Raw genomic sequence first — 21,886 nt, 5'->3', positions numbered from 1 at the left:
CAGCAGGGATAGATCTGGGGATGGGTTGTGGATAACTTTGACCCCGACCGAGTTACTCACATTTCTTGTCATTTGATCACAGTGATCCCACACCCTGACTCACAGATCGATTCGCGGCTCAGAGCTTGGCTTTTGCTAGGTTGTCCACAGATCCCACAGCGCTTATTACTACTCCTATTTTGTTTTCTCCCTAACTAAGAAGAAAAAGGATGTGTGTGATTCGTTGGCGCCCGGCCTGACCGCACGCCCTCATCGAGAAGCACAGACGGTAAATGACAAAATCCTGTGCTTCGGCGCCGATCCTGTAAGTTGGAGTGAGCTTGCAAGAATCTTCCATCCGCAACTAGAGGAGCGTCTCACCACCATGGAGCAGTCCGTGTCATTTCGCGTTGCCAAAGATGACCTCGCCAACGCCGTAGCGTGGGTCGCGCGCAGCCTTCCCTCGAAGGTCACCCAGCCGGTACTGCGCGCCATGCTGATCACCGCGGATGACAATGGTTTGGAATTCACCGGCTTCGACTACGAAGTCTCCACCCGTGTGCGTATCGCCGGCATGGTGGATGAGCCGGGACGCATCGCCGTGGCCGGTAAGTTGCTTTCTGACATCGTTGCTTCCTTGCCCAACAAGGAAATCGAGATGACCCAGGAAGACAACAAAGTTCTGTTGACCTGTGGTTCCTCCCGTTTCGAGCTGCCGCTCATTCCGCTGGATGATTACCCTCAGCTCCCTGTTCTGCCGGAGGTCACCGGCACCATTAACCCGCAGCTCTTCGTGGAGGCCATCAGCCAGGTCGTTGCGGCTGCCGGCAAGGATGACACCCTGCCGATGCTCACAGGTGTGCACATCGACATCAATGGTTCCCACGTGGAAATGACGGCGACGGACCGTTTCCGCCTGGCCATGCGCACCTTCGAGTGGGAGCCGGTATCTCCTGATGTCCAGGCCAAGCTTCTTGTCCCGGCCAAGACGCTGCAGGAGACTGGCCGCTCCTTGGACACGCACCTCAACATCCCGGTAGAAATTGCCGTGGGCACTGGTGACAACATCGCTGCGGAAGGCCTTTTTGGCCTGCATGCGGATAACCGCGAGACCACGACCCGCATGTTGGACGCGGATTTCCCCAACGTGGCACCGCTGCTGCCCAAGACCCACAGCGCCATGGCCAGCATTGAGGTTGCTCCGCTCCAGGAAGCGATTCGCCGCGTCTCGCTGTTGACGGATCGCAACGCTCAGATCCGCATGGAGTTCAGCGAAGGTGAGGTGACCTTGGCGGCCGGTGCGGACTCTGGTCGTGCAAGCGAGACCTTGCCGTGCGCCTTCAACGGCCGTGAGGATTTTGTTATTGCCTTCAACCCGTCCTACCTCAAGGATGGTTTGGCTGTGGTTCACACGGACCGCGTGGTCTTTGGCTTCACCGAACCTTCGCGCCCGGCAATCATGATTCCGGAACCGGAAGAGCTGCCGGTAGCCAACGAAGACGGCTCTTTCCCGACCCCGGAGACTGATTTCACCTACCTCTTGATGCCAGTGCGCTTGCCAGGCTAGGCCATATGTATATTCGCGATCTCGATGTCAGGGACTTCCGCTCCTGGCCCGAGCTCACCCTCAGGCTGAAACCGGGAATTACCTTGTTTGTCGGCCGCAACGGTTTCGGCAAGACCAATATCGTCGAGGCCATCGGGTATACCGCGCATCTATCCTCACACCGTGTGGCCCACGATGCCCCCCTCGTGCGCCAGGGCGCACACAATGCTCGTATCTCCGCCACGGCGGTGAACCAGGGCAGAGAGCTCACGGCGCACCTACTGATCAAACCCCACGCGGCCAACCAGGCGCAGATCAACCGTACGCGCCTGAAATCCCCGCGTGAGCTACTAGGCGTGGTGAAAACCGTGTTGTTTTCCCCCGAGGATTTATCGCTCGTACGCGGCGAACCGGCAGCGCGCCGCCAGTATCTGGATGACATCATTGCCTCGCGCACGCCGCGTTTGGCTGGTGTGAAGGCCGATTATGACAAGGTGCTCAAGCAGCGGAATGCGTTGTTGAAGTCGGCGTCGCCAAGCTTGCGCCGCGGCTACAGCGACAGTGATGGTGCCTCGGCGCTGGCGACTCTCGACGTGTGGGATACACAGCTGTCTTCCCTCGGTGCGCAGGTGATTCAGGCACGCCTTGCGCTTGTCGACGAACTCCGCGAGCTCATCCCCGCCGCCTATGCCGGGCTTGCCCCGGAATCGCGGCCGGCGAATATTGAGTACAAGTCCACGGTGGATATTTCTGATCCTGAGGTCATCGAGGCCATGATGCTCACCGAACTCGCTAGCAAGCGCCAGCGCGAGATCGAACGCGGTATCTCGCTTGTTGGCCCGCACCGCGATGACCTGCTGCTTAATCTAGGAGCGAGCCCTGCCAAGGGCTTTGCCAGCCACGGCGAGACCTGGTCCTATGCCATCTCCCTGCGGTTGGCGGAGTTCAACTTGTTGCGCCAGGACGGCACTGATCCGATCCTCATCCTCGATGATGTCTTCGCTGAGCTGGACGCCAAACGCCGCGAAAAGCTCGTTCACCTCGCGGCAGGTGCGGAACAGGTGCTCATCACCGCAGCTGTGGATGAGGATCTGCCCGGCAACTTGCAGCCCATCGAACGTTTTACGGTCACGGTCCGCGATACCGACGAGGGCCGAATCTCCGAGATCGCTCCGTATACGGCGGGCGGTGACGAGGATGACTGAACAAGACTTTGATCCGGTTAAGGCGCTTTTTGAGCGCACGCGGAACAATTCCAAAAATCCGCCGAAGCTCAATAAGCCGGCGCCCAAAATGAACTTAGCCCAGACATCTTCAGAGAAGCAGCCAAAGCCCTATCAGCGTGGTCGGCCGAGCGGTCCCGATGGCCGTCGCAGGCGACGGAGCCTCGAGATCCCTAGCCTCGGCGCGCAGATCCAACGAGAGATTGGCAAGCGCGGCTGGGAACACGAATTGGCCCATGGCTGGGTCATGGGCAATTGGGAAAACCTCGTCGGCGAGCGCATTGCTGCGCATACGCAACCGCTCAACATCAAAGAGCAGATTGTCTACGTGGCGTGTGATTCCTCCAGCTGGGCTACCGAGTTGCGCTACCTGCAGCGCCCCATCTTGCAAAAAATTGCGGATCGCCTGGGCCCAGACGTGGTGGTTAAGCTGCACATTCAGGGTCCTAAGCAGCACCGGAATTACGAGGGCCGCCAATGGGTCAAGCCGCAAGGTTCGCAAGATACCTACGGCTGATTTTCGGCGACCGCGAAATTCACGCAAATTTGGGGCTCTCACGGGCGTGCAGTGCCCTTGCGTGGGGGGACACAGTGTAGAATGGCTAGAGTCTTAGATTTAGCTCTAGCCAAAAGGAGAACACGAATCCGTGGCTGAACAACACGCATATGATGCGGGGTCAATCACAATTCTGGAGGGCCTCGAGGCCGTCCGTAAGCGCCCCGGTATGTACATCGGCTCCACCGGTGCCCGTGGCCTGCACCACCTGATTTGGGAGATCGTTGACAACTCCGTCGATGAGGCGATGGCAGGTTATGCCGACAAGGTCATCGTCACCCTCCGTGAGGATGGCGGCATCGAGGTCATCGATAACGGCCGTGGTATCCCGGTGGAGATGCACGCCTCTGGTGTTCCCACCGTCCAGGTGGTCATGACCCAGCTGCATGCCGGCGGTAAGTTCGACTCTGAATCTTATGCCGTGTCCGGTGGTCTGCACGGCGTGGGTATCTCCGTGGTCAACGCTTTGTCCACCCGTGTGGAGGCGGACATCAAGCGCGATGGCAAGCACTGGTACCAGAACTTCAACAATGCCATCCCCGATGAGCTTGTCGAAGGCGATAATGCTCGCGGTACCGGTACCACCATTCGCTTCTGGCCGGACCCGGAAATTTTCGAAACCGTCGAGTTTAATTACGACACGATCGCTCGCCGCCTGCAGGAGATGGCCTTCCTGAACAAGGGCCTGACCATTGTGCTGCGTGACGAGCGCGCTATCTCCAAAGAACAGGCCGAGCTAGAGGAGATCGCCGAAGCCGGCGACTCCGCCGTGAGCCTGAGCTCCCTCGATGAGAAGGAAAAGTCCGACAAGGACGGCGAGGATAGCGAGGAGAAGACTTCCAAGAAGAACAAGGAAGTTATTTACCACTATCCGAACGGCCTGCAGGACTATGTTGAGCACCTCAACAAGACCAAGACCGCCATTCACCCCACCATCGTTGCCTTCGACGTCAAGGGTGAGGACCACGAGGTCGAAATCGCACTGCAGTGGAACCAGGGCTACAAGGAATCCGTCCACACCTTTGCCAACACCATCAACACCCATGAGGGTGGTACGCACGAGGAAGGCTTCCGCGCTGCGCTGACCTCCCTGATGAACCGCTACGCCAAGGAGCACAAGCTCCTCAAGGAAAAGGATGGCAACCTTTCCGGCGATGACTGCCGTGAAGGCCTTGCTGCCGTTATTTCCGTCAAGGTGGCGGACCCACAGTTCGAGGGTCAGACTAAGACCAAGCTTGGTAACTCGGAAATTCGTGGTTTTGTCCAGCGTTCCGTCAACGAGCACCTCAATGATTGGTTCGACGCCAACCCGGCTGAGGCAAAGGTCATCATCAATAAGGCCGTGTCCTCCGCGCACGCCCGTGTGGCCGCACGCAAGGCTCGTGAGCTCGTGCGCCGTAAGTCTGCCGGTGACCTCGGCGGCCTGCCGGGCAAGCTAGCGGATTGCCGCTCCAAGGACTCGAAGCGCACTGAGCTTTATATCGTGGAGGGTGACTCCGCAGGCGGTTCCGCTAAGGGCGGCCGCGATTCCATGTTCCAGGCCATCCTGCCGCTGCGCGGCAAGATCCTCAACGTGGAAAAAGCCCGCATGGACAAGGTTCTGAAGAACGCTGAGGTCCAGGCCATCATTACCGCCCTGGGTACCGGCATCCACGAAGAGTTTGATATTTCCAAGCTGCGCTACGACAAGATTGTGCTCATGGCCGATGCCGACGTGGACGGCCAGCACATCGCCACGCTTCTGTTGACTCTGCTCTTCCGTTTCATGCCGCAGCTGGTGGAGGATGGCCACGTCTTCCTGGCTAATCCGCCGCTGTACAAGTTGAAGTGGGCGAAGGGCCAGCCGGGCTACGCCTTCTCCGATGCCGAGCGTGACAAGCTGCTTGCCGAGGGCCTGGAGCAGGGACGCAAGATCAATAAGGATGACGGTATCCAGCGCTACAAGGGTCTGGGTGAGATGAACGCCGCCGAGCTGTGGGAGACCACCCTGGATCCGACCACCCGCGTGCTCCGTCGCGTGGATCTGGAGGATGCTCAGCGCGCCGACGAGCTCTTCTCCATCCTCATGGGTGATGACGTGTCTGCTCGCCGCTCCTTCATTACCCGCCGAGCGAAGGACGTGCGCTTCCTAGACGTCTAAGCACTAGGTAAAACCCGCAAAGACCAGCACCTCATATGAGGTGCTGGTCTTTTTTCTTCGTCAAGTGCGTGCTCTTAGACAGTGCCCATGTGGCGCTGCAGAACGCGGCCGATGGTCGCAACATTGGGCTCCAAGATGGAGGAGGCTTTGCCGCGCAGGGACTTGTAGGTGCGAGCGATGCCAGGCGCATTAACGTCTTCAGCGGCTTTGTCCGCAGTAGTCATGATGACCTCTGTAACTTCAGCGCTGCGTCCGTCCAGGTAGGTGCCGAAGTCAGACTGCTCAGAGCCTTCGAATTCCTTCCAGTAGGAATCCAGGCTGTTGAGCAGCTCCGGGAGCATCTGGTTGATTCCCTTGGATAAGACCTTAGAATCTGCCTTCTTTGCGGCGGCTAGAGCGCCCTTGAAGGCCATTCCGGAAATGCCGGAAAGCGAAGAGACGGTGTCATCGGCGGCCGTGGCCAAGTCCGCCACCACGGCGTTGCGGGTAGGGGATTGGAGAAGCTGGGTGAGGTTTGTCATACAGGCGAGCTTACTGTGCCGGTGCGCTGGATCCTGCCTTGAGCGCGGCGAGCTGGTCAGCAATCTCCGGGAAACCATTGGTGCGGGCTAGGCGCTCGAGGTCAAAGTCGAGGCCACCTTCGTAGAGGCGGTTGTTCTCGGAAGAACCGGAGGAGCCGGCCATCCCGATTTGGGCGGCAAACTCGTCCACCTGGGCGCGCAGTGCCGGGACATTATCCACTACCAACTTGAGCAGTGCTGCTGCGGCGGCGATGCTACCGCCGATGATGAGCGTCATGTCGATCGGCGTGGAACCGGTCAGGGAGGAGCCTGCTTCGCCCTGCTGGAAGTTGGGGTTCTTGTTGTTTTGCCAGTCATTGTCAGCAGTCTTAGCACCCGCAGCCGGCGTCGCGGCAGTGGCGAGGGTAGTGGCAACGACACCAGCGGCTAGAAACTTCTTCAAAGACTTCGAAGGCATAGGGGATTCCTTTCTACAAGGGAATAGAGACTTCTTTATCATGTTTAACTTACATAACTTCTGCAACAGAAAGATAGACCTCCGTGCAAAATCGCGCGAATTCTTCGTTCCTTCCACTCAGAGCGGGGACCGCGCGCAAGACTGTTTCTAGTGATTCTGCCGCCGCAGAGCGGCTGCCATGAACGGAAATTCCCTCAATGGTGGCCGTGCTCGCAGCCGCCGCGGCGGCCAGGGCGGCAAAGTTTATAACCCGCACCCGATAGGCCTGGCAGAACTCCCGCGCGACGAGGAGCAGCTGTTCTGCGCTCATTGACGCCCTCCCCGAGCTTGGCGGATCTCCGCTTCTAATTCTGAACGCCCAGGCAGCAGCCGGCGCGCGGTGTCCTGCACGGCGGCATCCGAGAGGGTTCGTGCTGCTGCCGCAACGATGGCGCGGACCACCGTCTCGTGCTTGGAGGTTCCTTGCGCGGAGGCCAGCAGGGTCAGCGCGTGGTCTTGTTCCGGGGTCAGGCGCAGTGTCATAGCCATAGCGCGAATGATATCACTGTGATACCACAGCCGTGCCACAAACGGCCTTATACGGCCCTAAACGGTAGGATTGGGCGCTATGAGTGACAATAACGGTGATCTTTTCGATCGCATCCAACCAATTGACATCAATGAGGAAATGGAGTCGAGCTACATCGACTACGCCATGTCCGTCATTGTCGGTCGTGCCCTGCCGGAGGTGCGTGACGGTCTCAAGCCGGTTCACCGCCGCATCCTCTACGCCATGTATGACTCCGGCTACCGCCCGGACCGCGGCTATGTAAAGTCCGCCCGCCCGGTCTCGGACACGATGGGTCAGTTCCACCCGCACGGTGACTCCGCTATTTATGACACCCTCGTGCGCTTGGCCCAGCCGTGGAACATGCGCTACCCGCTGGTCGACGGCCAGGGTAACTTCGGCTCCCGCGGTAATGACGGCCCGGCAGCTATGCGTTATACCGAGTGTCGTATGACGCCCTTGGCCATGGAGATGGTGCGCGATATCCGCGAAAATACCGTCGACTTCGCGCCGAACTACGACGGTAAGACGCAGGAGCCGACTATCCTGCCCTCCCGCGTTCCGAACCTGCTGATGAACGGCTCCGGCGGTATCGCCGTCGGTATGGCCACGAACATTCCGCCGCACAACCTCAACGAGTTGGCAGAAGCCATTTACTGGCTGCTGGATAACCCGAATGCTTCTGAGGAAGAAGCCTTGGCTGCCTGCATGGAACGCGTCAAGGGCCCAGATTTCCCGACTGCGGGCCTCATTGTCGGTGATCAGGGCATCAAGGATGCCTACACCACCGGCCGCGGCTCCATCCGCATGCGCGGCGTGACCTCCATTGAGGAGGTGGGCAACCGCCAGACCATCGTTATCACTGAGCTGCCTTACCAGGTCAACCCGGACAACATGATCTCCAATATTGCGGAGTCTGTGGTCAACGGCAAGATCGCCGGAATCGCCAAGATTGAGGATGAATCCTCCGACCGTGTGGGCATGCGCATCGTGGTCACCCTCAAGCGTGACGCCGTAGCCCGCGTTGTCCTTAATAACCTGTACAAGCACTCCCAGCTGCAGACCTCCTTCGGCGCTAACATGCTTTCCATCGTGGATGGCGTGCCGCGCACCCTGCGCCTGGACCAAATGCTGAGCTACTACGTGGCTCACCAGATTGAGGTCATCGTCCGCCGGACCCAGTTCCGCCTCGATGAGGCCGAGAAGCGCGCCCATATCCTGCGCGGTCTGGTCAAGGCGCTCGACATGCTCGATGAGGTCATCGCGCTCATCCGCCGTTCCCCGACGGTGGAGGAGGCACGCGAGGGCCTGATGCAGCTTCTCGGCGTCGACGAGATCCAGGCCGATGCCATCCTGGCCATGCGTCTGCGTCGCCTGGCCGCTCTGGAGCGTCAGAAGATTATTGATGAGTTGGCGGAGATCGAAGAGATCATCGCAGACCTCAAGGACATTCTGGCCCGCGACGAGCGTCAGCGTCAGATCGTCCACGATGAGCTGGAGGAAATCGTCGAGAAATACGGCGATGAGCGTCGCACCCAGATTGTCGCTGCCTCCGGAGACGTTTCCGATGAGGACCTCATCGCCCGCGAGAACGTCGTGGTCACCATCACCGCTACCGGCTACGCCAAGCGCACCAAGGTGGATGCCTACAAGGCACAGAAGCGTGGCGGCAAGGGCGTGCGCGGCGCGGAGCTCAAGCAGGACGATATTGTGAAGAACTTCTTCGTCTGCTCCACGCACGACTGGATCCTGTTCTTCACCAACTTCGGCCGCGTCTACCGCCTCAAGGCCTACGAGCTCCCGGAAGCTGGACGCACCGCCCGCGGTCAGCACGTGGCCAACCTGCTGGAGTTCCAGCCGGAGGAGAAGATCGCCCAGGTCATCCAGATTCAGTCCTACGAGGACGCTCCGTACCTGGTCCTTGCTACCCAGCAAGGCCGCGTGAAGAAGTCCCGCCTCACCGACTACGAGTCCGCGCGTTCCGCCGGTCTCATCGCCATCAACCTCAACGAGGGCGATGCGCTGATCGGCGCTCAGCTGGTCAACGAGGGCGATGACATCCTGCTTACCTCTGAGCAGGGTCAGGCCATCCGCTTTACTGCCGACGACGACCAGCTCCGCCCGATGGGCCGCGCTACCGCCGGTGTGAAGGGCATGCGTTTCCGCGGCGATGACCAGCTGCTGTCCATGTCTGTTGTCAACGACGGCCAGTTCCTCTTGGTGGCTACCTCTGGCGGCTACGGCAAGCGCACCGCGATTGAGGAGTACACCCCGCAGGGCCGCGGTGGCCTCGGCGTGATGACCTTCAAGTACACCCCGAAGCGCGGCAAGCTCATTGCGGCCATCTCCGTCGACGAAGACGACGAGATCTTCGCCATTACCTCTGCCGGTGGCGTTGTCCGCACCGAGGTCAACCAGATCCGTCCGAGCTCCCGCGCCACTATGGGCGTTCGCCTGGTTAACCTGGCTGATGACGTCGAGCTGCTGGCCATCGACCGCAACGTTGAGGACGATGGTGAGGAAGACGCCCAGGCAGTAGCCAAGGGTGAGAAGTCCGTGGAAGACGTCAAGCCTGAGCACCTCAAGTCTGGCGAAGACTCCCAGCAGGACGAAGCTGACAGCAAGGATGCCGATAAGGACGAGGAGTAACCCATGATTGGACGAGAGCTTCACCTCGCCCGGATTTCGCCCATGTCGGCGTTCCGCGTTGGCTTGGCCATGTCCCTCGTCGGCCTCGTGGCCTGGCTCATCGCCGTGTGCTTGTTGTACGTCGGCCTTGACCAGGCAGGCATCTGGGATTCCTTCAATAGCCTCGTCGGCGGTGTCGGCGGCGGCTTTGAGGTCTCCTTCGGATTGGTCGTCTCTGCGGCCGCACTGTTTGGTGCCATCATTGCTGTGCTGATGACCATCCTGGCGCCCATTATGGCTGTGATCTACAACGCCATCGTGGACGTCTTCGGTGGATTCAAGATTCGACTGCAAGACGAACCGATTAACTAGAGAATATCACCGCGAAAAACTACATATGACCTGGCGATTTGTAATAGATCGCCGGTCCTATGTAGAGTTACTACTCGTTCCGGTCAAGGGCCTATAGCTCAGTCGGTTAGAGCGCATCGCTGATAACGATGAGGTCGCTGGTTCGATTCCAGCTAGGCCCACCACGGAACAATGGGGCATTAGCTCAATTGGTAGAGCATCTGCTTTGCAAGCAGAAGGTCAGGAGTTCGATTCTCCTATGCTCCACAGCATAAGTGGAAGGCGCCCGGCGGAAACGCTGGGCGCCTTTCGCATTCGGTGGGTTCAACTAGGCTTAATCAAGATCAAGGAGCGTCCGGCCCAGCCTTTTCTTATGCCTAAGCTGGGGTTCCATTCGTTGTCGATGTGGGTGTTCGAATTATCCCAGACTGTTCCGGGAATCCACATCGATCTATCCACACGAAATATCCCTTAAGCCGGGTGAGGGGCTGAGAGCGAAGCACGCGGTGTACGCCGTGATGACGATGCTGTTGCTAGCGTTGTCGTCGACAGCGAAAAGCTTGCATTTTAACACAAAATCCCGCTGCGAAACCTGCGGGGTAACTTTTTTCAACCAAATCACAGCGATATCCCGGACTATTCCCCGCATTGTATAACGAAACGTGAACATTCATGTTTAGATGAGGACGTCATTGATTCTCTCATTCTGTCCGAAAGGAAGATCCCTCATGCCTAATCTCAATCAGTTAACTCAAATGCTGAAAGACTTCCAACGACTTATCCCCGCGGCAGTCAGCGTTATTGTTGCGATTGCAACTGCAATTGGTGTCATCGCTGGTGGTCTTGACGGAGGTTCCAGCGGGAACCCTGGAGCGAATGACTCGCAAGGAGGTGCTACGCAGCCAGGGACTACTGGATCGAAGTATCTAACCGATGACCCCTCAAATCACCACGATAGGAAGGTTAAGTCGGGGGTGGGAGTGACCGTGAACGGGAAGGAATACGAAAAGTCAATCCTATCCACTGATGGTCAAGGTCGTTCTCAATTCTCTTTCAAGGAATACCGAGTAGCAGAAACCGCGAGAACGCTAAACCTCAAGGCAGCTTGGGTCGATACTATCCCGAACTCCGGCGGAATTGGCAAAGTCAGGATTACGCGTGATGGGCAGCTCCTTGGCGAATTTTCTGTCAAGAACGGTGAGATAGTCGCGCGCAATTTTGATGTGCGTGGCGGAGGCATGGTTCGAATTACGTTCTCTGCTTACGACCCTTCGAATGACCAAACACGAGTTCCTTCGAGCGGCCTTGCAGTCCTCACACCAGTGTTGAAGTAAACATCAACACAAGGCTCGTTTGTGCGAAAAATATAGCGCTGGAAACAACACCCAGCGCTATATTTTTTTGCTGCGTGAGCCCGCCCAAGGACACCTCAGTCATCCAGTAGAGCAGTGCTGGCGATCATGTTCCCAGCATACCGCCACTACACTGCCTATTTCATGTGCAGCTACGTTGCGCTGTGGACATGTAATTTCACTGCACTATGTGAGAAAGCGGCTTGACGTACAGGCCTGTATCTCTACGTCGAAATCCATCGGGATGGAAGAGATATGACCCTTCATACAAGATAAAAGACCCGCCGATATTCACTGGCCGGAAGCCCTGGCATCTCAATACCGCGCGGTTGCCACTGACGTAGGAGAGAATTAAGCGGGGTGCTTGAGGAAGTCGAGCACCCATAGAGCAGCAGTGACACTTAGACCTGAAATGATGCCCGGCATGGTGCCGACGAACAAGAATGGCTCGTTGAGAGAGTGGAGGAATTCTTCAAGGTACAAGGAGAGTTCGAAAAGCGGAGTATTCAGACAGGGGAAAGATATTTCAAGGAAAGAGGGAGGGATGCTCAAGGAAAGGGCAAGGCACCGCAATGGGGTAAGGGACCAAACTAAAGGCACCATTTGCAGCGCTGAATCATGAAAACCCCAGGTGAATGGATGTGGAATCTGCATAAGGTGCCTTTAGTTTGGTCCCACCACGGGCCGCTGTGCGCTAGCGGGTGAGGTACTGCCTTCCCGCCTGGGGATTGGGGATGAGGCGGTCGAGGCTTACAGGTTCGAGGCCCTTTGCGCGCAGTCCGTCGATGACGCAGTCTGCGGCGCCTATGGTTGTGGCGTGGATGTCGTGCATGAGGACGATGGAGCCGGGCTGCGCCCCGTTGACTGCAGCCTCGCAGACGTGCTCGGAGTTGCGGTCCTTCCAATCCACGGTGTCGACGGACCACAGGGCTTGTGCCTGGCCGTTAGCCTTTGCAGCGGCCTCCACGGTGCCGTTGGTGGCACCGTACGGGGGACGCATCCACCGAGGGTTCTCACCCGTTGCTGCCTTGATGGCGGCAGCCCCGGCCTTGATTTCGCCGTCCACGTCGCTGGGGGAGAGCTTGTTGAGCTCGCGGTGGGATGCGGTGTGGTTTCCCACGGTGTGGCCCTCAGCCTTCATGCGGCGTAGCAGCTCCGGGTGCGTGGAGGCGCTGGGGGCTAAAACCATGAAGCTGGCGTGGGCGTCCTTGGCCTTCAGGGTATCGAGGAGCTGAGCAGTCAATTCACCAGGCCCATCGTCATAGGTGATGGCCACGCAGTTGGAACAGGTGGAATCAGCAACCGACTGCGACTGCTGTTTGCCGGTCGGCGCGGGCTTCCCAGCCGGCCGCGAGGAGCCTGCAAAGACTGGGCTGCTCTGAAGCTCCTTGGGAAGAGCATCGTAGGCGTCCTGTTCTAGTCGTTGAATGTCCTTCTGGACGTCGGGGAGTTGGGGGAGTGCGGGAAACTCCGCTGCCGCAGTAGCGGTGCCAGGCAGGGCCGTGGCTGCCGCAAGGGCGATGAGGGAGCGAACAAGAACACTTTTTCGGCGCATGACAACCTTCCACAGACTTTTTCAGACCCCTTATTGTCTGCCCAGTGAAGGTGGATTATCCCTAGTGACACGCAACTAGAGTGAAAGAAGTTAACTCCTAAGGTTTTGCTAGACCCGTCCAGGGGGTGATTTCGCTGCTTCTACTGGGAGGAGTACGCTCTACAGGTATTGGGGCATTAGCTCAGTTGGTAGAGCGTTGCGTTCGCAATGCAAAGGTCAGGGGTTCGATTCCCCTATGCTCCACAGGGCGCTCACATGGTGAGCGCCCTTTAGCTTTGCCGGGGGTTGACTTATTCGGCGGCCTTGAAGCGCTTGACCAGGATGATGTGGCCATCGCTTTCGCCCACCGGCTCGAAGCCAAGGTGCAGGTAGAGACGGTGGGCGCGGTCATTATCTTTAGCCACCGACAGTGAGATACCCGGGGCGCCCATCTCGCGGGCGAGTTCGGTGGCGGCGTCGATAAGCAGGGTGCCTACTCCCTGGCTGCGGAAGCGAGGTTCCACGGCTAGGGCGAGCTCCGGGATGCCTTCAATAACGTGGCCAAAACCATGGCGTTGCGCCGTTCCCCAGTTCAGCCACACGCCACCGGCAGGGACGTGGCCCTCCCAGGCGATGAAACCTCCACGGGAAGGCTCCCAACTGCCGAGGTAGTAGTCAAAGCCTTCCTCGAAGCCCGCAGGAAGCTCCTTGTGCTCATCGCCAAAGGTATCGGCGAGAAAGTTAATACGGGCCAGGTAGGTACGGTCAGCTTCAGTGAGGGAAAGAAGATGCATAGTTTCCATGGTAGGACGCGGCGCCGAACTACCTACTTCCCATGCTCCCACTGGGCATAGGCCGAGGCATAGCGCCCGCCCAGATCGATGAGCTCGGTGTGGGTGCCATCCTCGACGATCTGACCCTGTTCCATGACGATGATGCGGTCGGCCTCGCGGGCTTGGTCCAGGCGGTGGGCAACGACGAGCGCAGTGCGGCTCTTCGTGACTGCTCTAGCGGCGTCTTCGAGCACTTCTGCGTGCTCGGAACCGGCCTCGGAAGTCGCCTCATCCATGATGAGCACCGGCGGCTGGCGCAGAATCATGCGAGCCAGAGAAAGCTGCTGCTCGGCCTCCGCACCGATCTCCTCGTTGCCGGCGCCAATCTTCGTATCCAGGCCCTGAGGCAGCCACCGCGAATGCTCATCCAAGCCCACGGTGTTAAGCGCCTGCCATAGCTCCTCATCGCTGGCGTCAGGTTTGGCCAGCAACAGATCCTCGCGCAAGGTGCCGGAGAAGAGATGGACCTCTTGGGTAATGAGCGCGACGTGCTCGGTAATCCACGTGTTCGGCACGGTGGCGGTATCGATGCCATCGAGGCTGATGCTCCCCGCCGAAGGGTACTGTAGGCCCGCCACGAGGGCGGCGAGCGTGGACTTACCCGCACCGGACGTACCCACCAGGGCAGTGGTGGTGCCGGCGGTGAGGGTGAGGGAGACGTCGTCAAGCACGGGCGCCCCACCGGGATAGGAATAGGAAAGGTGATCAATGGTGATGGCCGGCGCGGAGGTGAGCCGGGGCGTGTCCTTGAGGTCTGGAGCGCCAGCGTTGTTCTCCAGGGTCGCCAGCGCCACCGCGCGGCCGAGAGACGTCACGGAATGCTGGATCTCGCCGGCGAAGAAGAGGATGTTGAAGACGTGGATCTCCAGCCGCATCACCAGCAGCACCGCGGCGGTGGCCTCACCGGGGGTCAACCATTCCCACATCACCATGGGCACGGACATGAGGACCGATCCCAAGAGCAACACCGCAAAGGCCAGGGCGCCTTGGCCCAGGATGCGGTTGATCAGCGGAACCTTATCACCCCAGGCCTGCACCGTGTCCCAGGAATAGCGCTCCATGCGTGCATGGGCCCAGTCCTTCAGGGAGAACTGGCGGAGGGTCTCCAATGCACGGATGGTGTCCAGCAGGACGTTGTTGCGGTAGGCCTCCACCGAGGACACCTCGTTGGCTACGGCGGGGATATCGCGCATGGTGCCGCGGATGAAGGGATAGAGCAGGCAGCCGACGCCAACAAAAAGCAGCGCATAGGCGGGGTGGATGAAGACCATCATGAGCGCGGTCAGCGGCAGCATGAAGAGTGTGAGTACGAGGCGATCACCCATCATGGAGATCGTCATGACCACGGTGTCGATGTCTTTGGACAGGCGCGTAATGATGTTGCCGGTGCCCAATTCCATGACGGCCGGCACGGGAGCACCGAGGGTGGAATCCAGCGCTGAGGTGCGCAGATCCACCGAGAGCCGGCGGGTAGTGGAGGTAACCAGGTAGCGGCCCACGGTGCGGCCAGTGACCTCCACGAGGTAGCCCACGGCGATAATAACCAGCGCGCCCACCATGGCTGCGCGGCCCGTACCCAGGACGGGGACCTCCACGCCCTGGATGATATCGACGACGCGCCCGAGCACCTGGGAGACCAGGTTCATCATGATGACTGTGATGCTAAAAAGCGCAAAGAAGAGGGCGATACCCAGCCTGCTGGGGGCACTGGGTAGGGTCTTCAGAAAACGGAGGCACTCCCTCGGTGAGGCGGGAGCTAGGGCATCTGCGCGGTTGTCATTGGTGGTCTTGTGAGCAGGGCTCATAGTTCCACCACCTCATCGGCGTTGGCTGCCCACGTGGAGGCGGATGTAATGATCACGGTGATCTTGCCAGCGCGCAGCTCACGCACGCGCTTGGCCACGTCCGCCAGGGTCAACGAATCCAACCCAGTCGTGGGGTTGTCCAGCACGAGAACTTCCGGGTCCACAGCGAGAGCGCGGGCCAGCGCGACGCGCTGGCGCTGGCCGCCGGAGAGGTTGAGGCCGGCCTCACCAATGGGCGCGGTGGGCAGCTCGCCGTTGGGCCCAAGCCCACCGAGGCGGATAACAATATCCTCGCAGGCGGAGGCGTGGAGGGCGGCGTGAAGCTGTGTGGTGTTGACAGTGCGGAGCGGATCGACGTTGTCCTGCAGGGTGCCCTCCAACACGGAGATGCGGTGCGGTGGGCACAAGGCACCCTGCTCATGGAGGTAGCGCACCCAGGAATCCACAGTGTTGCGCCCCTCGTTGGTGATGGGCATCCACACGTGTAAGCCGGGGGAGAGGTCGATGGGCGCGCCGGCGGCCTCGGTGGTGTTGGAAGAAAGCTGACCGAGCAGTTCGCCAACGCGCTCCACCGAGGCCCGAGCCCGCGCCCAGTTTTCAGTGAGCAGGCCCAGAGAGACACCTAATGCTGTGAGCGCGGGCGGGACGAGCATGGTAATCGCCATCATCCCGCCGGGGGCGATGCGTCCCTCGAAGGTTTCCCAGGAGGTCCAGGCAAGAATGCCCACGGCAAAGGACGCGGGAACCATCTGGCGCAGCCAGGCCATGAGGGCGGAAAGCTTGGCCTCGCGGAGCATGGCACCCAAGGAGTCCTGGGCGGCGTCGGAAAAGCGTTGGCGGGAAATCTCCTTGGCGCCGAGGCCCTTAATCACGCGTGAACCTTGCGCAAAGTCCGTAGCGAGTGACAACGCGGTGTTCTCCAGCTGGCGGCGGCGCGCGGCAATCTTAGTCAGCGGCTTCGTGGTGGCCCAGGAGGCCAGCGCGGTGGCGAGCGCGCCAACCAGCAGTACAGCTGAGACCTGCCAGGAAATCGGGGCGAGGCTGACCACCGCGCCTAAGAGGTAGCCCACCATGACCAGTGGGAAGTTGAGGATCTGCTTGAGCTGGCCAATGTAGTGCGAATCCTCATCCATCGTGTTGAGTAGCCGGCCGGGGCTTATGCCTGCGGTAGAAGCGCCCAGCAGCTTATCCAGCAGGTTCAGTCGCAGCGTATGCGTGGTGCGGGCCTGACTCAGATCAGTAAACGCATCTGCCGTGGCCTCGCAGATATAGGCGATGAAGAGGAGGATCGCCGTGGCCGCAAGCGGCAGGGCTACGGTGCGCCAGGAGGGATCGGAAAAGGCATACTGCGTGGTCTGGCCGATGATGACGGAGACTAACGCCCCCAGCGGGGCGTTGATGAGGGTGGCAACGAAGATGCCGATAACGCCGGTGCGCTGGGCACCAAGCAGCCGCCACGTGGCGGTGCCGGGCCGGGAGAAGTCGGTGGTCTCAGTGAGGGAGACCTCCCCGGAAGGGGGTTCATCGGGGAGGTACCACGACCACGTCCTCATGCGGGGGTAGTGAGTCATAAGAACTCATCCTATAGCGCACAACGCATGAGGGAGTGATTCAGATTACGCTTAATGAATCACTGGGGGGCTTAAGCCAGGTGATAGTTCTCCACGTCATAGCCGTTGAATTCACGGTCGACGCCATAGTCATCGATGGAGCTAAACTGCGTGCCGTTTTCGATGGCAAAACGTAGGTTATCTACGCGGGTGGACGGATCGCCGCTCACGGCACCTGCGGGAAAATAAAAGGTCTCCCCGCTCTTGAGCTTGACTACGAGCGACTCAAAGCTCATGCCTGATCTCCTTGGCTGCTGTTGATAGGGCTTCCCGCGCAAAACAGCGCGCGGGCACCGATCTATGAGGATCGATGCCGATTAGCCTTCAATTCAAGCAGGTCGGGCGCGCGGGGGCAAAGAAGTGAGATCAAAACAACGAAACGCGCACCCCCAAGGATGGGGGGTTAGTTCTCGTCCTCGGTCTGGAGGCGGTGCTTGCCTTCGGACTCATGGTCATCAGTGATGCGGGAGGTGTCAGCATCCTCCTTGTCGGCGTTGCTGACCTCGATCTCGGTCTCGACGGCGTCCTGAATAGCGGTTTCTTCCTCGCGGTGCTTGGCCAGCTGCTCATCCAGCGAGCCCAGCAGCTCTTCGTCGCGCTCGACGACGCCCTTCTCAGCCAAGTCGGAGCCATGCGTGGCATCGTCCTCGGTGGTGGAGGTGTAGACCAAGGTGGAGCCCTGCGGCGCGGACGGGGAGGAGAAGTCCTCAACGCGCGGCGGAACGGCGGATTCCTTCTCCTTCTTCTGGGTGAAGAAGTAGTAGATGCCACCGCCGATGGCAGCAATGGCGGCAATGAGCGCGGAGATCAGCCAGATCTTTGAGCCCTTCTTCTTGTCCTTGCCACCGAGGCGGCGGGCCTTCTTCTGCAACTTAGCGCTTTGCTTCTGCGCCTTCTTCTCAGCCTTGGACGCCTTCTTCTTGGCCTGCTTGCGGGCCTTGGAGGCCTTCTTTTCCGCCTGCTTGCGGGTCTTCTTCCACTGCTTGGAGGCCTTATCCTGGGCCTCTGATGCAGCCTCAGAGAGCTTCTCGGTGGTTTCCTCGCTGCGCTCCTTGAGCTGTTCGAGGGTGCGCTCGAGGCGGGCATGCGCGGCCTTGGTTACGGCGCCCGCTTCGCGGCGGGCCTCCGGGAACCACTCGCCATCTCGCTCTTCCATGCGGGCGGCGGCGGTCTCCAGGACGGAGTAGGCCTCACGGGCCTTCTCGTCGCGGCGTTCCTTGAGGCGCTCCACCAGGGCGGAGGTGGCGCTGATGGCGGTGGACAGGGCGGCGGGGTTCATGGGTTTAGGTGCTCCTTTACGTCAATACTGAAGTGACTTTTCGGCGGGGCACTGTATATGCGCGCCCGCGTTAGCGCTGGGTACTCCCTTTCAGCGTAGTGGTGGCGCGCAGGTCCCGCCACCAGATGCGCCAGGTGGCGAGCTGTCCAAAGAAAATAGACAGCTTTGTACGGATGGGCCGGGTTTTTATTCACTAGCGCTATGGGCTAACAGTGCAGCTGGCTGGGTTCTAAAGGTATTACCAATATTAAAAGCCTTTCGCTCAAAATGGACAGCTTGGTACGTTTTGGGGCATCAACACCGAAGATAAACAACGATAACCTGCAGAGGAGGTGAGCATGTCCCCGCGACTTTCCGCATCCGCACCACTAGACCAAATCAGCGAAGATACGCCCAAGGAGCTTAAGCGCACCGCTCTCTCCTTCGAGGTGATCCCGCCGCGCCACGACGCGGATGCTGCAAAGATTGACCGCTTGCTCGCCACGCTCGCCGCGTATAACCCCGATTACATCGCCGTCACCAGCTCCCAGCGCTCTGGGTGGCTGGAGGGAACCGCAGCCTTCATTGAGAAGATCTCGCGCGATACAGCGATGCGTCCCCTGGCCCACCTGGCCTGCACCGCCGGCACAGAGGAAGAGCTCGTTGGCTGGATCGACACGCTGGTCGACGCCGGCGTGCGCGGCCTCCTTGCCCTCCGCGGCGACCTTCCGGAAGGCGGCATGCCCGAAGGTCACCTGCCGCACGCCGATTCCCTGGTCCGGCTCATTCGCCGCTGGGAATCCGACCGTGTGGCGCGCTTGGCAGCCGGCCGCTTGGCGGTGGGCGTGGCCTGCTATCCCAACGGCCACGCCGAGTCCGCCACACCGGACGAGGATATCGACGTCCTTTTGGCCAAGCAGCGCCTCGGCGCAGACTTCGCCATCACCCAGCTTTTCTTCGACGCGGAGGATTACGTCCGCTTTGCCCAGCGTGCCCGGCTGGCAGGTGTGCGCATTCCGCTCATCCCCGGGATCATGCCGATGACGAGCCGCGCCCGGGTGGAGCGAATGTGCCAGCTGTCCGGGTTGGATGGGCCGACCAAGGTCCTCGACCAGCTCGCGGCAGCGACCTCCCCCGAGGAAGAGAAAGAAATCGGCATGCAGATTACGGCCAAGCTGGCGAAGTCGGTGATGAACGCCGGCGCCGACGGGCTGCACATCTACACGCACAACAATCCAGACATCACGACTGACCTGCTACATCGAATTGGAGTCATCCCATGACCGCATCCTTCCCTAAGGCCACGATTGAGGGCTACCCGCGCGTCGGTGCCCACCGCGAGCTCAAGCGCGCGCTGGAGTCCTACTGGTCCGGCAAGATCGACGCCGAGACTTTCGAGTCCGCCGCGCACTCCCTGCGCCTTGACACCTATGCCCGCCTCAAGGAGCTGGGCCTCACTGAGGATTACGCCATCCCGGCCGACGTTGCTTACTACGACCACGTCCTCGAGACCGCGCTGACCGTGGGCGCTGCCCAGGGCGAGAGCCTCGATGATGAGTTCACCCTGGCCCGCGGTAACAAGGACACGGCGCCGCTGGAGATGACCAAGTGGTTCGACACCAACTACCACTACATTGTTCCTGAGATCACCGATGACCAGACCTTTAGCGCCCGTCCGCAGCGCGTGCTGAAGATCGTCGAGGAGGCCCGCGCCGCCGGCCACACTGTGCGCCCAGTCCTCGTCGGCCCGGTGACCCTGCTGGCGCTGTCCAAGCAGGCTGAGGGCGCCACCAAGCAGCCCCTGGACCACCTCGATCAGGCAGTCGAGTCCTACCTCACCGTTTTGGCTGAGCTTCACGACGCCGGCGTTGAATGGATCCAGCTCGCCGAGCCGGCCCTGGTCGCCGACCTCGCCGCCGCTGACGACGCCACCTTGGCCGCCGCACTCAAGAGCGCCTATGGCCGCATCCTGGGCGCGGAGAAGCGCCCGCAGGTTTACCTGACCACGCCCTATGGTTCCCTCAACGCTGGCCTCGACGCTGTCGCCGAGCTGCAGCCGGAAGCAGTCCAGGTGGATCTTTCCGTCGGCACTCTGGCCCTAGACACCTCCTACCTCGAGCGTGTGGCCAAGCTCGCCGAGGTCACCCACCTCTCCGCCGGCCTCGTCGACGGCCGCAACGTCTGGGCCGCCAACCTCCGCGACCTGCGCGAGAAGCTGGAGTCCCTGGGCGCGGATGTCTCCGTGACCACCTCCGTGTCCCTGCAGCACGTGCCGCACACCGTGGAGGCGGAGACCTCCCTGCCGGTGGACGTCGCCACCTGGTTCGCTTTTGCTGATGAGAAGATCCGCGAGGTCGTAGCACTCGCCGCCGGCCCGCTCGATGCCCCAGAGGCTTATGCTCAGGCTGACCGCGCCGTGCGCACCCGCGCCGAGTCCTCCCGCACCCATGACCAGGCAGTACAGGATCGCACTGCGCAGTTGCCGGAGGGCCAGGTTCAGCGTCAGCCGGAGTTCGCCGAGCGCAACAAGGCCCAGGAAGCCCTCGGCCTGCCGCAGCTGCCCACCACCACCATCGGCTCCTTCCCGCAGACTGCTGAGATTCGCGCCGCCCGCGCCGCACACCGCAAGGGCGAGCTCTCCGATGCCGACTACACCGAGGCACTGCGCAACGAGGTGAAGTCCGTCATTGAGCTGCAGGAGCGCTTGGGCTTGGACGTCCTCGTCCACGGCGAGCCGGAACGCAACGATATGGTGCAGTACTTCGCCGAGCTTCTCGACGGCTTCGTCGTCACCGAGAACGGCTGGGTCCAGTCCTACGGCTCCCGTTGCACCCGTCCGCCAATCGTCGTCGGCGACATCTCCCGCCCGAAGGCCATGACCACCGAGTGGGCCAAGTTCGCGCAGTCCCTGTCCGAGAAGCACGTCAAGGGCATGCTCACCGGCCCGGTGACCATCCTGGCCTGGTCCTTCGTGCGCGATGATGTTCACCAGTCCGTCTCCGCCGACCAGCTCGGCGTGGCGCTGGCCGACGAAGTCCGCGACCTCGAGGAGGCCGGCATTGACATCATCCAGATCGACGAGCCCGCCCTGCGCGAGTTGCTGCCGCTGCGCGAGCAGGACCGCAAGGCTTACCTCGACTGGGCGGTGCGCTCTTTCCGCCTCGTAGCACTCGAGGCCCAGCCGACCACTCAGATCCACACGCACCTCTGTTACTCGGAGTTTGGCCAGATCATCGACGCCGTCGCCGGCCTGGACGCCGACGTCACCTCCATCGAAGCCGCCCGCTCCCGCATGGAGCTGCTCGAGGACATCGATGAGAAGTTCCACTCTGAGATCGGCCCGGGCATCTATGACATCCACTCGCCGCGCATCCCGTCCGTGGCGGAGATGGCTGAGCTCATCCGCGCAGCGCTCAAGAACGTGCCGGTCGAGCGCCTCTGGGTTAACCCGGACTGCGGCCTGAAGACCCGTGGTTACGAGGAGACCGAAGCTTCCCTGCGCAACCTGGTCCTCGCCCGTGACGAGGTCCGCGCCAGCCTCTAGGT

The 21,886-nt window shown here is 60.6% G+C and carries 19 protein-coding genes and 3 tRNA genes; 12 read left to right on the top strand and 10 right to left on the bottom strand.

Translation table 11 applies throughout. From position 1 onward, the window contains the following. The first annotated feature begins 364 nt into the window (after positions 1 to 364). The 4 genes from dnaN to gyrB all read left to right on the top strand — a co-directional run bounded on the left by dnaN (position 365) and on the right by gyrB (position 5,444). Positions 365 to 1,546: a DNA polymerase III subunit beta gene (dnaN, locus tag HMPREF2896_RS00215; protein WP_070444520.1), complete on the top strand. Its 1,182-nt coding sequence runs from the start codon at positions 365 to 367 to the stop codon at positions 1,544 to 1,546. 5 nt (positions 1,547 to 1,551) lie between these two features. Continuing rightward, positions 1,552 to 2,730, top strand: a complete 1,179-nt coding sequence (gene recF / locus HMPREF2896_RS00210; RefSeq protein ID WP_070716771.1) for a DNA replication/repair protein RecF — start codon at positions 1,552 to 1,554, stop codon at positions 2,728 to 2,730. Beyond that, on the top strand, positions 2,723 to 3,265 hold the full coding sequence (locus HMPREF2896_RS00205; protein WP_070716768.1) for a DciA family protein: 543 nt from the start codon (positions 2,723 to 2,725) through the stop codon (positions 3,263 to 3,265). The genes recF and HMPREF2896_RS00205 overlap by 8 nt, the downstream gene beginning before the upstream one ends. 130 nt (positions 3,266 to 3,395) lie before the next feature. After that, positions 3,396 to 5,444: a DNA topoisomerase (ATP-hydrolyzing) subunit B gene (gyrB, locus tag HMPREF2896_RS00200; RefSeq protein ID WP_070716766.1), complete on the top strand. Its 2,049-nt coding sequence runs from the start codon at positions 3,396 to 3,398 to the stop codon at positions 5,442 to 5,444. Positions 5,445 to 5,518: 74 nt separating this feature from the next. Here gyrB and HMPREF2896_RS00195 read toward each other — a convergent pair whose 3' ends face one another. From HMPREF2896_RS00195 to HMPREF2896_RS00180, 4 genes are read right to left on the bottom strand one after another with little or no spacing between them, the layout of a single operon-like run. Next, the gene (locus tag HMPREF2896_RS00195; protein WP_070444512.1) at positions 5,519 to 5,965 is read right to left on the bottom strand and encodes a DUF6918 family protein; all 447 of its coding nucleotides are present in this window, start codon (positions 5,963 to 5,965) and stop codon (positions 5,519 to 5,521) included. Positions 5,966 to 5,975: 10 nt separating this feature from the next. After that, the gene (locus HMPREF2896_RS00190; protein WP_070444510.1) at positions 5,976 to 6,422 is read right to left on the bottom strand and encodes a hypothetical protein; all 447 of its coding nucleotides are present in this window, start codon (positions 6,420 to 6,422) and stop codon (positions 5,976 to 5,978) included. Positions 6,423 to 6,471: 49 nt separating this feature from the next. After that, positions 6,472 to 6,732: a cell filamentation protein Fic gene (locus HMPREF2896_RS00185; RefSeq protein WP_070444508.1), complete on the bottom strand. Its 261-nt coding sequence runs from the start codon at positions 6,730 to 6,732 to the stop codon at positions 6,472 to 6,474. Further along, positions 6,729 to 6,950, bottom strand: a complete 222-nt coding sequence (locus tag HMPREF2896_RS00180) for a CopG family transcriptional regulator (protein WP_070444506.1) — start codon at positions 6,948 to 6,950, stop codon at positions 6,729 to 6,731. The genes HMPREF2896_RS00185 and HMPREF2896_RS00180 overlap by 4 nt, the downstream gene beginning before the upstream one ends. 79 nt (positions 6,951 to 7,029) lie before the next feature. On the opposite strand from HMPREF2896_RS00180, the gene gyrA reads away from it, so the two are divergent. The 5 genes from gyrA (at position 7,030) to HMPREF2896_RS00150 (ending at position 11,282) form a co-directional block, all read left to right on the top strand. Continuing rightward, positions 7,030 to 9,618, top strand: coding sequence for a DNA gyrase subunit A (gyrA, locus tag HMPREF2896_RS00175; RefSeq protein ID WP_070716761.1), 2,589 nt, complete (start codon positions 7,030 to 7,032; stop codon positions 9,616 to 9,618). A gap of 3 nt (positions 9,619 to 9,621) precedes the next feature. After that, positions 9,622 to 9,969 (top strand): DUF3566 domain-containing protein, encoded by a 348-nt coding sequence (locus HMPREF2896_RS00170; protein ID WP_070444502.1) that lies wholly within the window; start codon positions 9,622 to 9,624, stop codon positions 9,967 to 9,969. Positions 9,970 to 10,056: 87 nt separating this feature from the next. Further along, positions 10,057 to 10,133: transfer RNA gene (locus HMPREF2896_RS00165), tRNA-Ile, on the top strand. Positions 10,134 to 10,142: 9 nt separating this feature from the next. After that, positions 10,143 to 10,215: transfer RNA gene (locus tag HMPREF2896_RS00160), tRNA-Ala, on the top strand. 461 nt (positions 10,216 to 10,676) lie between these two features. Beyond that, positions 10,677 to 11,282 carry a hypothetical protein gene (locus tag HMPREF2896_RS00150; protein ID WP_070711389.1) on the top strand — a complete coding sequence of 202 codons (606 nt, stop codon included), beginning with the start codon at positions 10,677 to 10,679 and terminating at the stop codon, positions 11,280 to 11,282. A 712-nt stretch (positions 11,283 to 11,994) separates the two neighbouring features. Here HMPREF2896_RS00150 and HMPREF2896_RS00140 read toward each other — a convergent pair. After that, positions 11,995 to 12,855 (bottom strand): polysaccharide deacetylase family protein, encoded by an 861-nt coding sequence (locus HMPREF2896_RS00140; RefSeq protein WP_070716757.1) that lies wholly within the window; start codon positions 12,853 to 12,855, stop codon positions 11,995 to 11,997. 170 nt (positions 12,856 to 13,025) lie between these two features. Between HMPREF2896_RS00140 and HMPREF2896_RS00135 the strand changes: the two genes are divergently transcribed. Further along, positions 13,026 to 13,098 (top strand) — tRNA-Ala (locus tag HMPREF2896_RS00135). Positions 13,099 to 13,145: 47 nt separating this feature from the next. On the opposite strand, the gene HMPREF2896_RS00130 is transcribed toward HMPREF2896_RS00135, so the two are convergent. The 5 genes from HMPREF2896_RS00130 to HMPREF2896_RS00110 form a co-directional block, all read right to left on the bottom strand. Further along, positions 13,146 to 13,637 (bottom strand): GNAT family N-acetyltransferase, encoded by a 492-nt coding sequence (locus HMPREF2896_RS00130; protein ID WP_070444494.1) that lies wholly within the window; start codon positions 13,635 to 13,637, stop codon positions 13,146 to 13,148. 23 nt (positions 13,638 to 13,660) lie between these two features. After that, entirely contained in the window at positions 13,661 to 15,472 is a 1,812-nt protein-coding gene (locus HMPREF2896_RS00125) for an ABC transporter ATP-binding protein (RefSeq protein ID WP_070716753.1), read from the bottom strand. Beyond that, complete coding sequence (locus HMPREF2896_RS00120; protein WP_070716750.1) at positions 15,469 to 17,043, bottom strand: ABC transporter transmembrane domain-containing protein; 1,575 nt, start codon at positions 17,041 to 17,043, stop codon at positions 15,469 to 15,471. Before HMPREF2896_RS00120 ends, HMPREF2896_RS00125 begins: the two co-directional genes overlap by 4 nt. A gap of 71 nt (positions 17,044 to 17,114) precedes the next feature. Continuing rightward, positions 17,115 to 17,318, bottom strand: coding sequence for a hypothetical protein (locus HMPREF2896_RS00115; RefSeq protein WP_070444488.1), 204 nt, complete (start codon positions 17,316 to 17,318; stop codon positions 17,115 to 17,117). Positions 17,319 to 17,485: 167 nt separating this feature from the next. Then, positions 17,486 to 18,361 (bottom strand): hypothetical protein, encoded by an 876-nt coding sequence (locus HMPREF2896_RS00110; RefSeq protein WP_070716748.1) that lies wholly within the window; start codon positions 18,359 to 18,361, stop codon positions 17,486 to 17,488. A gap of 338 nt (positions 18,362 to 18,699) precedes the next feature. Between HMPREF2896_RS00110 and HMPREF2896_RS00105 the strand changes: the two genes are divergently transcribed. Further along, positions 18,700 to 19,623 carry a methylenetetrahydrofolate reductase gene (locus HMPREF2896_RS00105; protein WP_070716745.1) on the top strand — a complete coding sequence of 308 codons (924 nt, stop codon included), beginning with the start codon at positions 18,700 to 18,702 and terminating at the stop codon, positions 19,621 to 19,623. After that, entirely contained in the window at positions 19,620 to 21,884 is a 2,265-nt protein-coding gene (gene metE, locus HMPREF2896_RS00100; protein ID WP_070716742.1) for a 5-methyltetrahydropteroyltriglutamate--homocysteine S-methyltransferase, read from the top strand. Before HMPREF2896_RS00105 ends, metE begins: the two co-directional genes overlap by 4 nt. The last annotated feature ends 2 nt before the right edge of the window (positions 21,885 to 21,886 follow it).

Origin of the sequence: Corynebacterium sp. HMSC069E04 (genome assembly GCF_001813175.1) — a bacterium.
GTDB lineage: Bacteria > Actinomycetota > Actinomycetes > Mycobacteriales > Mycobacteriaceae > Corynebacterium > Corynebacterium aurimucosum.
This window is presented reverse-complemented; position numbering and strand designations above follow the sequence as displayed.

Excerpts from the sequence above, each read along its gene's own strand:
- dnaN (WP_070444520.1), top strand. The coding sequence starts at position 365 with ATGGAGCAGTCCGTGTCATTTCGCGTTGCCAAAGATGACCTCGCCAAC.
- recF (WP_070716771.1), top strand. The coding sequence starts at position 1,552 with ATGTATATTCGCGATCTCGATGTCAGGGACTTCCGCTCCTGGCCCGAG.
- HMPREF2896_RS00205 (WP_070716768.1), top strand. The coding sequence starts at position 2,723 with ATGACTGAACAAGACTTTGATCCGGTTAAGGCGCTTTTTGAGCGCACG.
- HMPREF2896_RS00195 (WP_070444512.1), bottom strand. The coding sequence starts at position 5,965 with ATGACAAACCTCACCCAGCTTCTCCAATCCCCTACCCGCAACGCCGTG.
- HMPREF2896_RS00190 (WP_070444510.1), bottom strand. The coding sequence starts at position 6,422 with ATGCCTTCGAAGTCTTTGAAGAAGTTTCTAGCCGCTGGTGTCGTTGCC.
- HMPREF2896_RS00185 (WP_070444508.1), bottom strand. The coding sequence starts at position 6,732 with ATGAGCGCAGAACAGCTGCTCCTCGTCGCGCGGGAGTTCTGCCAGGCC.
- HMPREF2896_RS00180 (WP_070444506.1), bottom strand. The coding sequence starts at position 6,950 with ATGGCTATGACACTGCGCCTGACCCCGGAACAAGACCACGCGCTGACC.
- gyrA (WP_070716761.1), top strand. The coding sequence starts at position 7,030 with ATGAGTGACAATAACGGTGATCTTTTCGATCGCATCCAACCAATTGAC.
- HMPREF2896_RS00170 (WP_070444502.1), top strand. The coding sequence starts at position 9,622 with ATGATTGGACGAGAGCTTCACCTCGCCCGGATTTCGCCCATGTCGGCG.
- HMPREF2896_RS00150 (WP_070711389.1), top strand. The coding sequence starts at position 10,677 with ATGCCTAATCTCAATCAGTTAACTCAAATGCTGAAAGACTTCCAACGA.
- HMPREF2896_RS00140 (WP_070716757.1), bottom strand. The coding sequence starts at position 12,855 with ATGCGCCGAAAAAGTGTTCTTGTTCGCTCCCTCATCGCCCTTGCGGCA.
- HMPREF2896_RS00130 (WP_070444494.1), bottom strand. The coding sequence starts at position 13,637 with ATGGAAACTATGCATCTTCTTTCCCTCACTGAAGCTGACCGTACCTAC.
- HMPREF2896_RS00125 (WP_070716753.1), bottom strand. The coding sequence starts at position 15,472 with ATGAGCCCTGCTCACAAGACCACCAATGACAACCGCGCAGATGCCCTA.
- HMPREF2896_RS00120 (WP_070716750.1), bottom strand. The coding sequence starts at position 17,043 with ATGACTCACTACCCCCGCATGAGGACGTGGTCGTGGTACCTCCCCGAT.
- HMPREF2896_RS00115 (WP_070444488.1), bottom strand. The coding sequence starts at position 17,318 with ATGAGCTTTGAGTCGCTCGTAGTCAAGCTCAAGAGCGGGGAGACCTTT.
- HMPREF2896_RS00110 (WP_070716748.1), bottom strand. The coding sequence starts at position 18,361 with ATGAACCCCGCCGCCCTGTCCACCGCCATCAGCGCCACCTCCGCCCTG.
- HMPREF2896_RS00105 (WP_070716745.1), top strand. The coding sequence starts at position 18,700 with ATGTCCCCGCGACTTTCCGCATCCGCACCACTAGACCAAATCAGCGAA.
- metE (WP_070716742.1), top strand. The coding sequence starts at position 19,620 with ATGACCGCATCCTTCCCTAAGGCCACGATTGAGGGCTACCCGCGCGTC.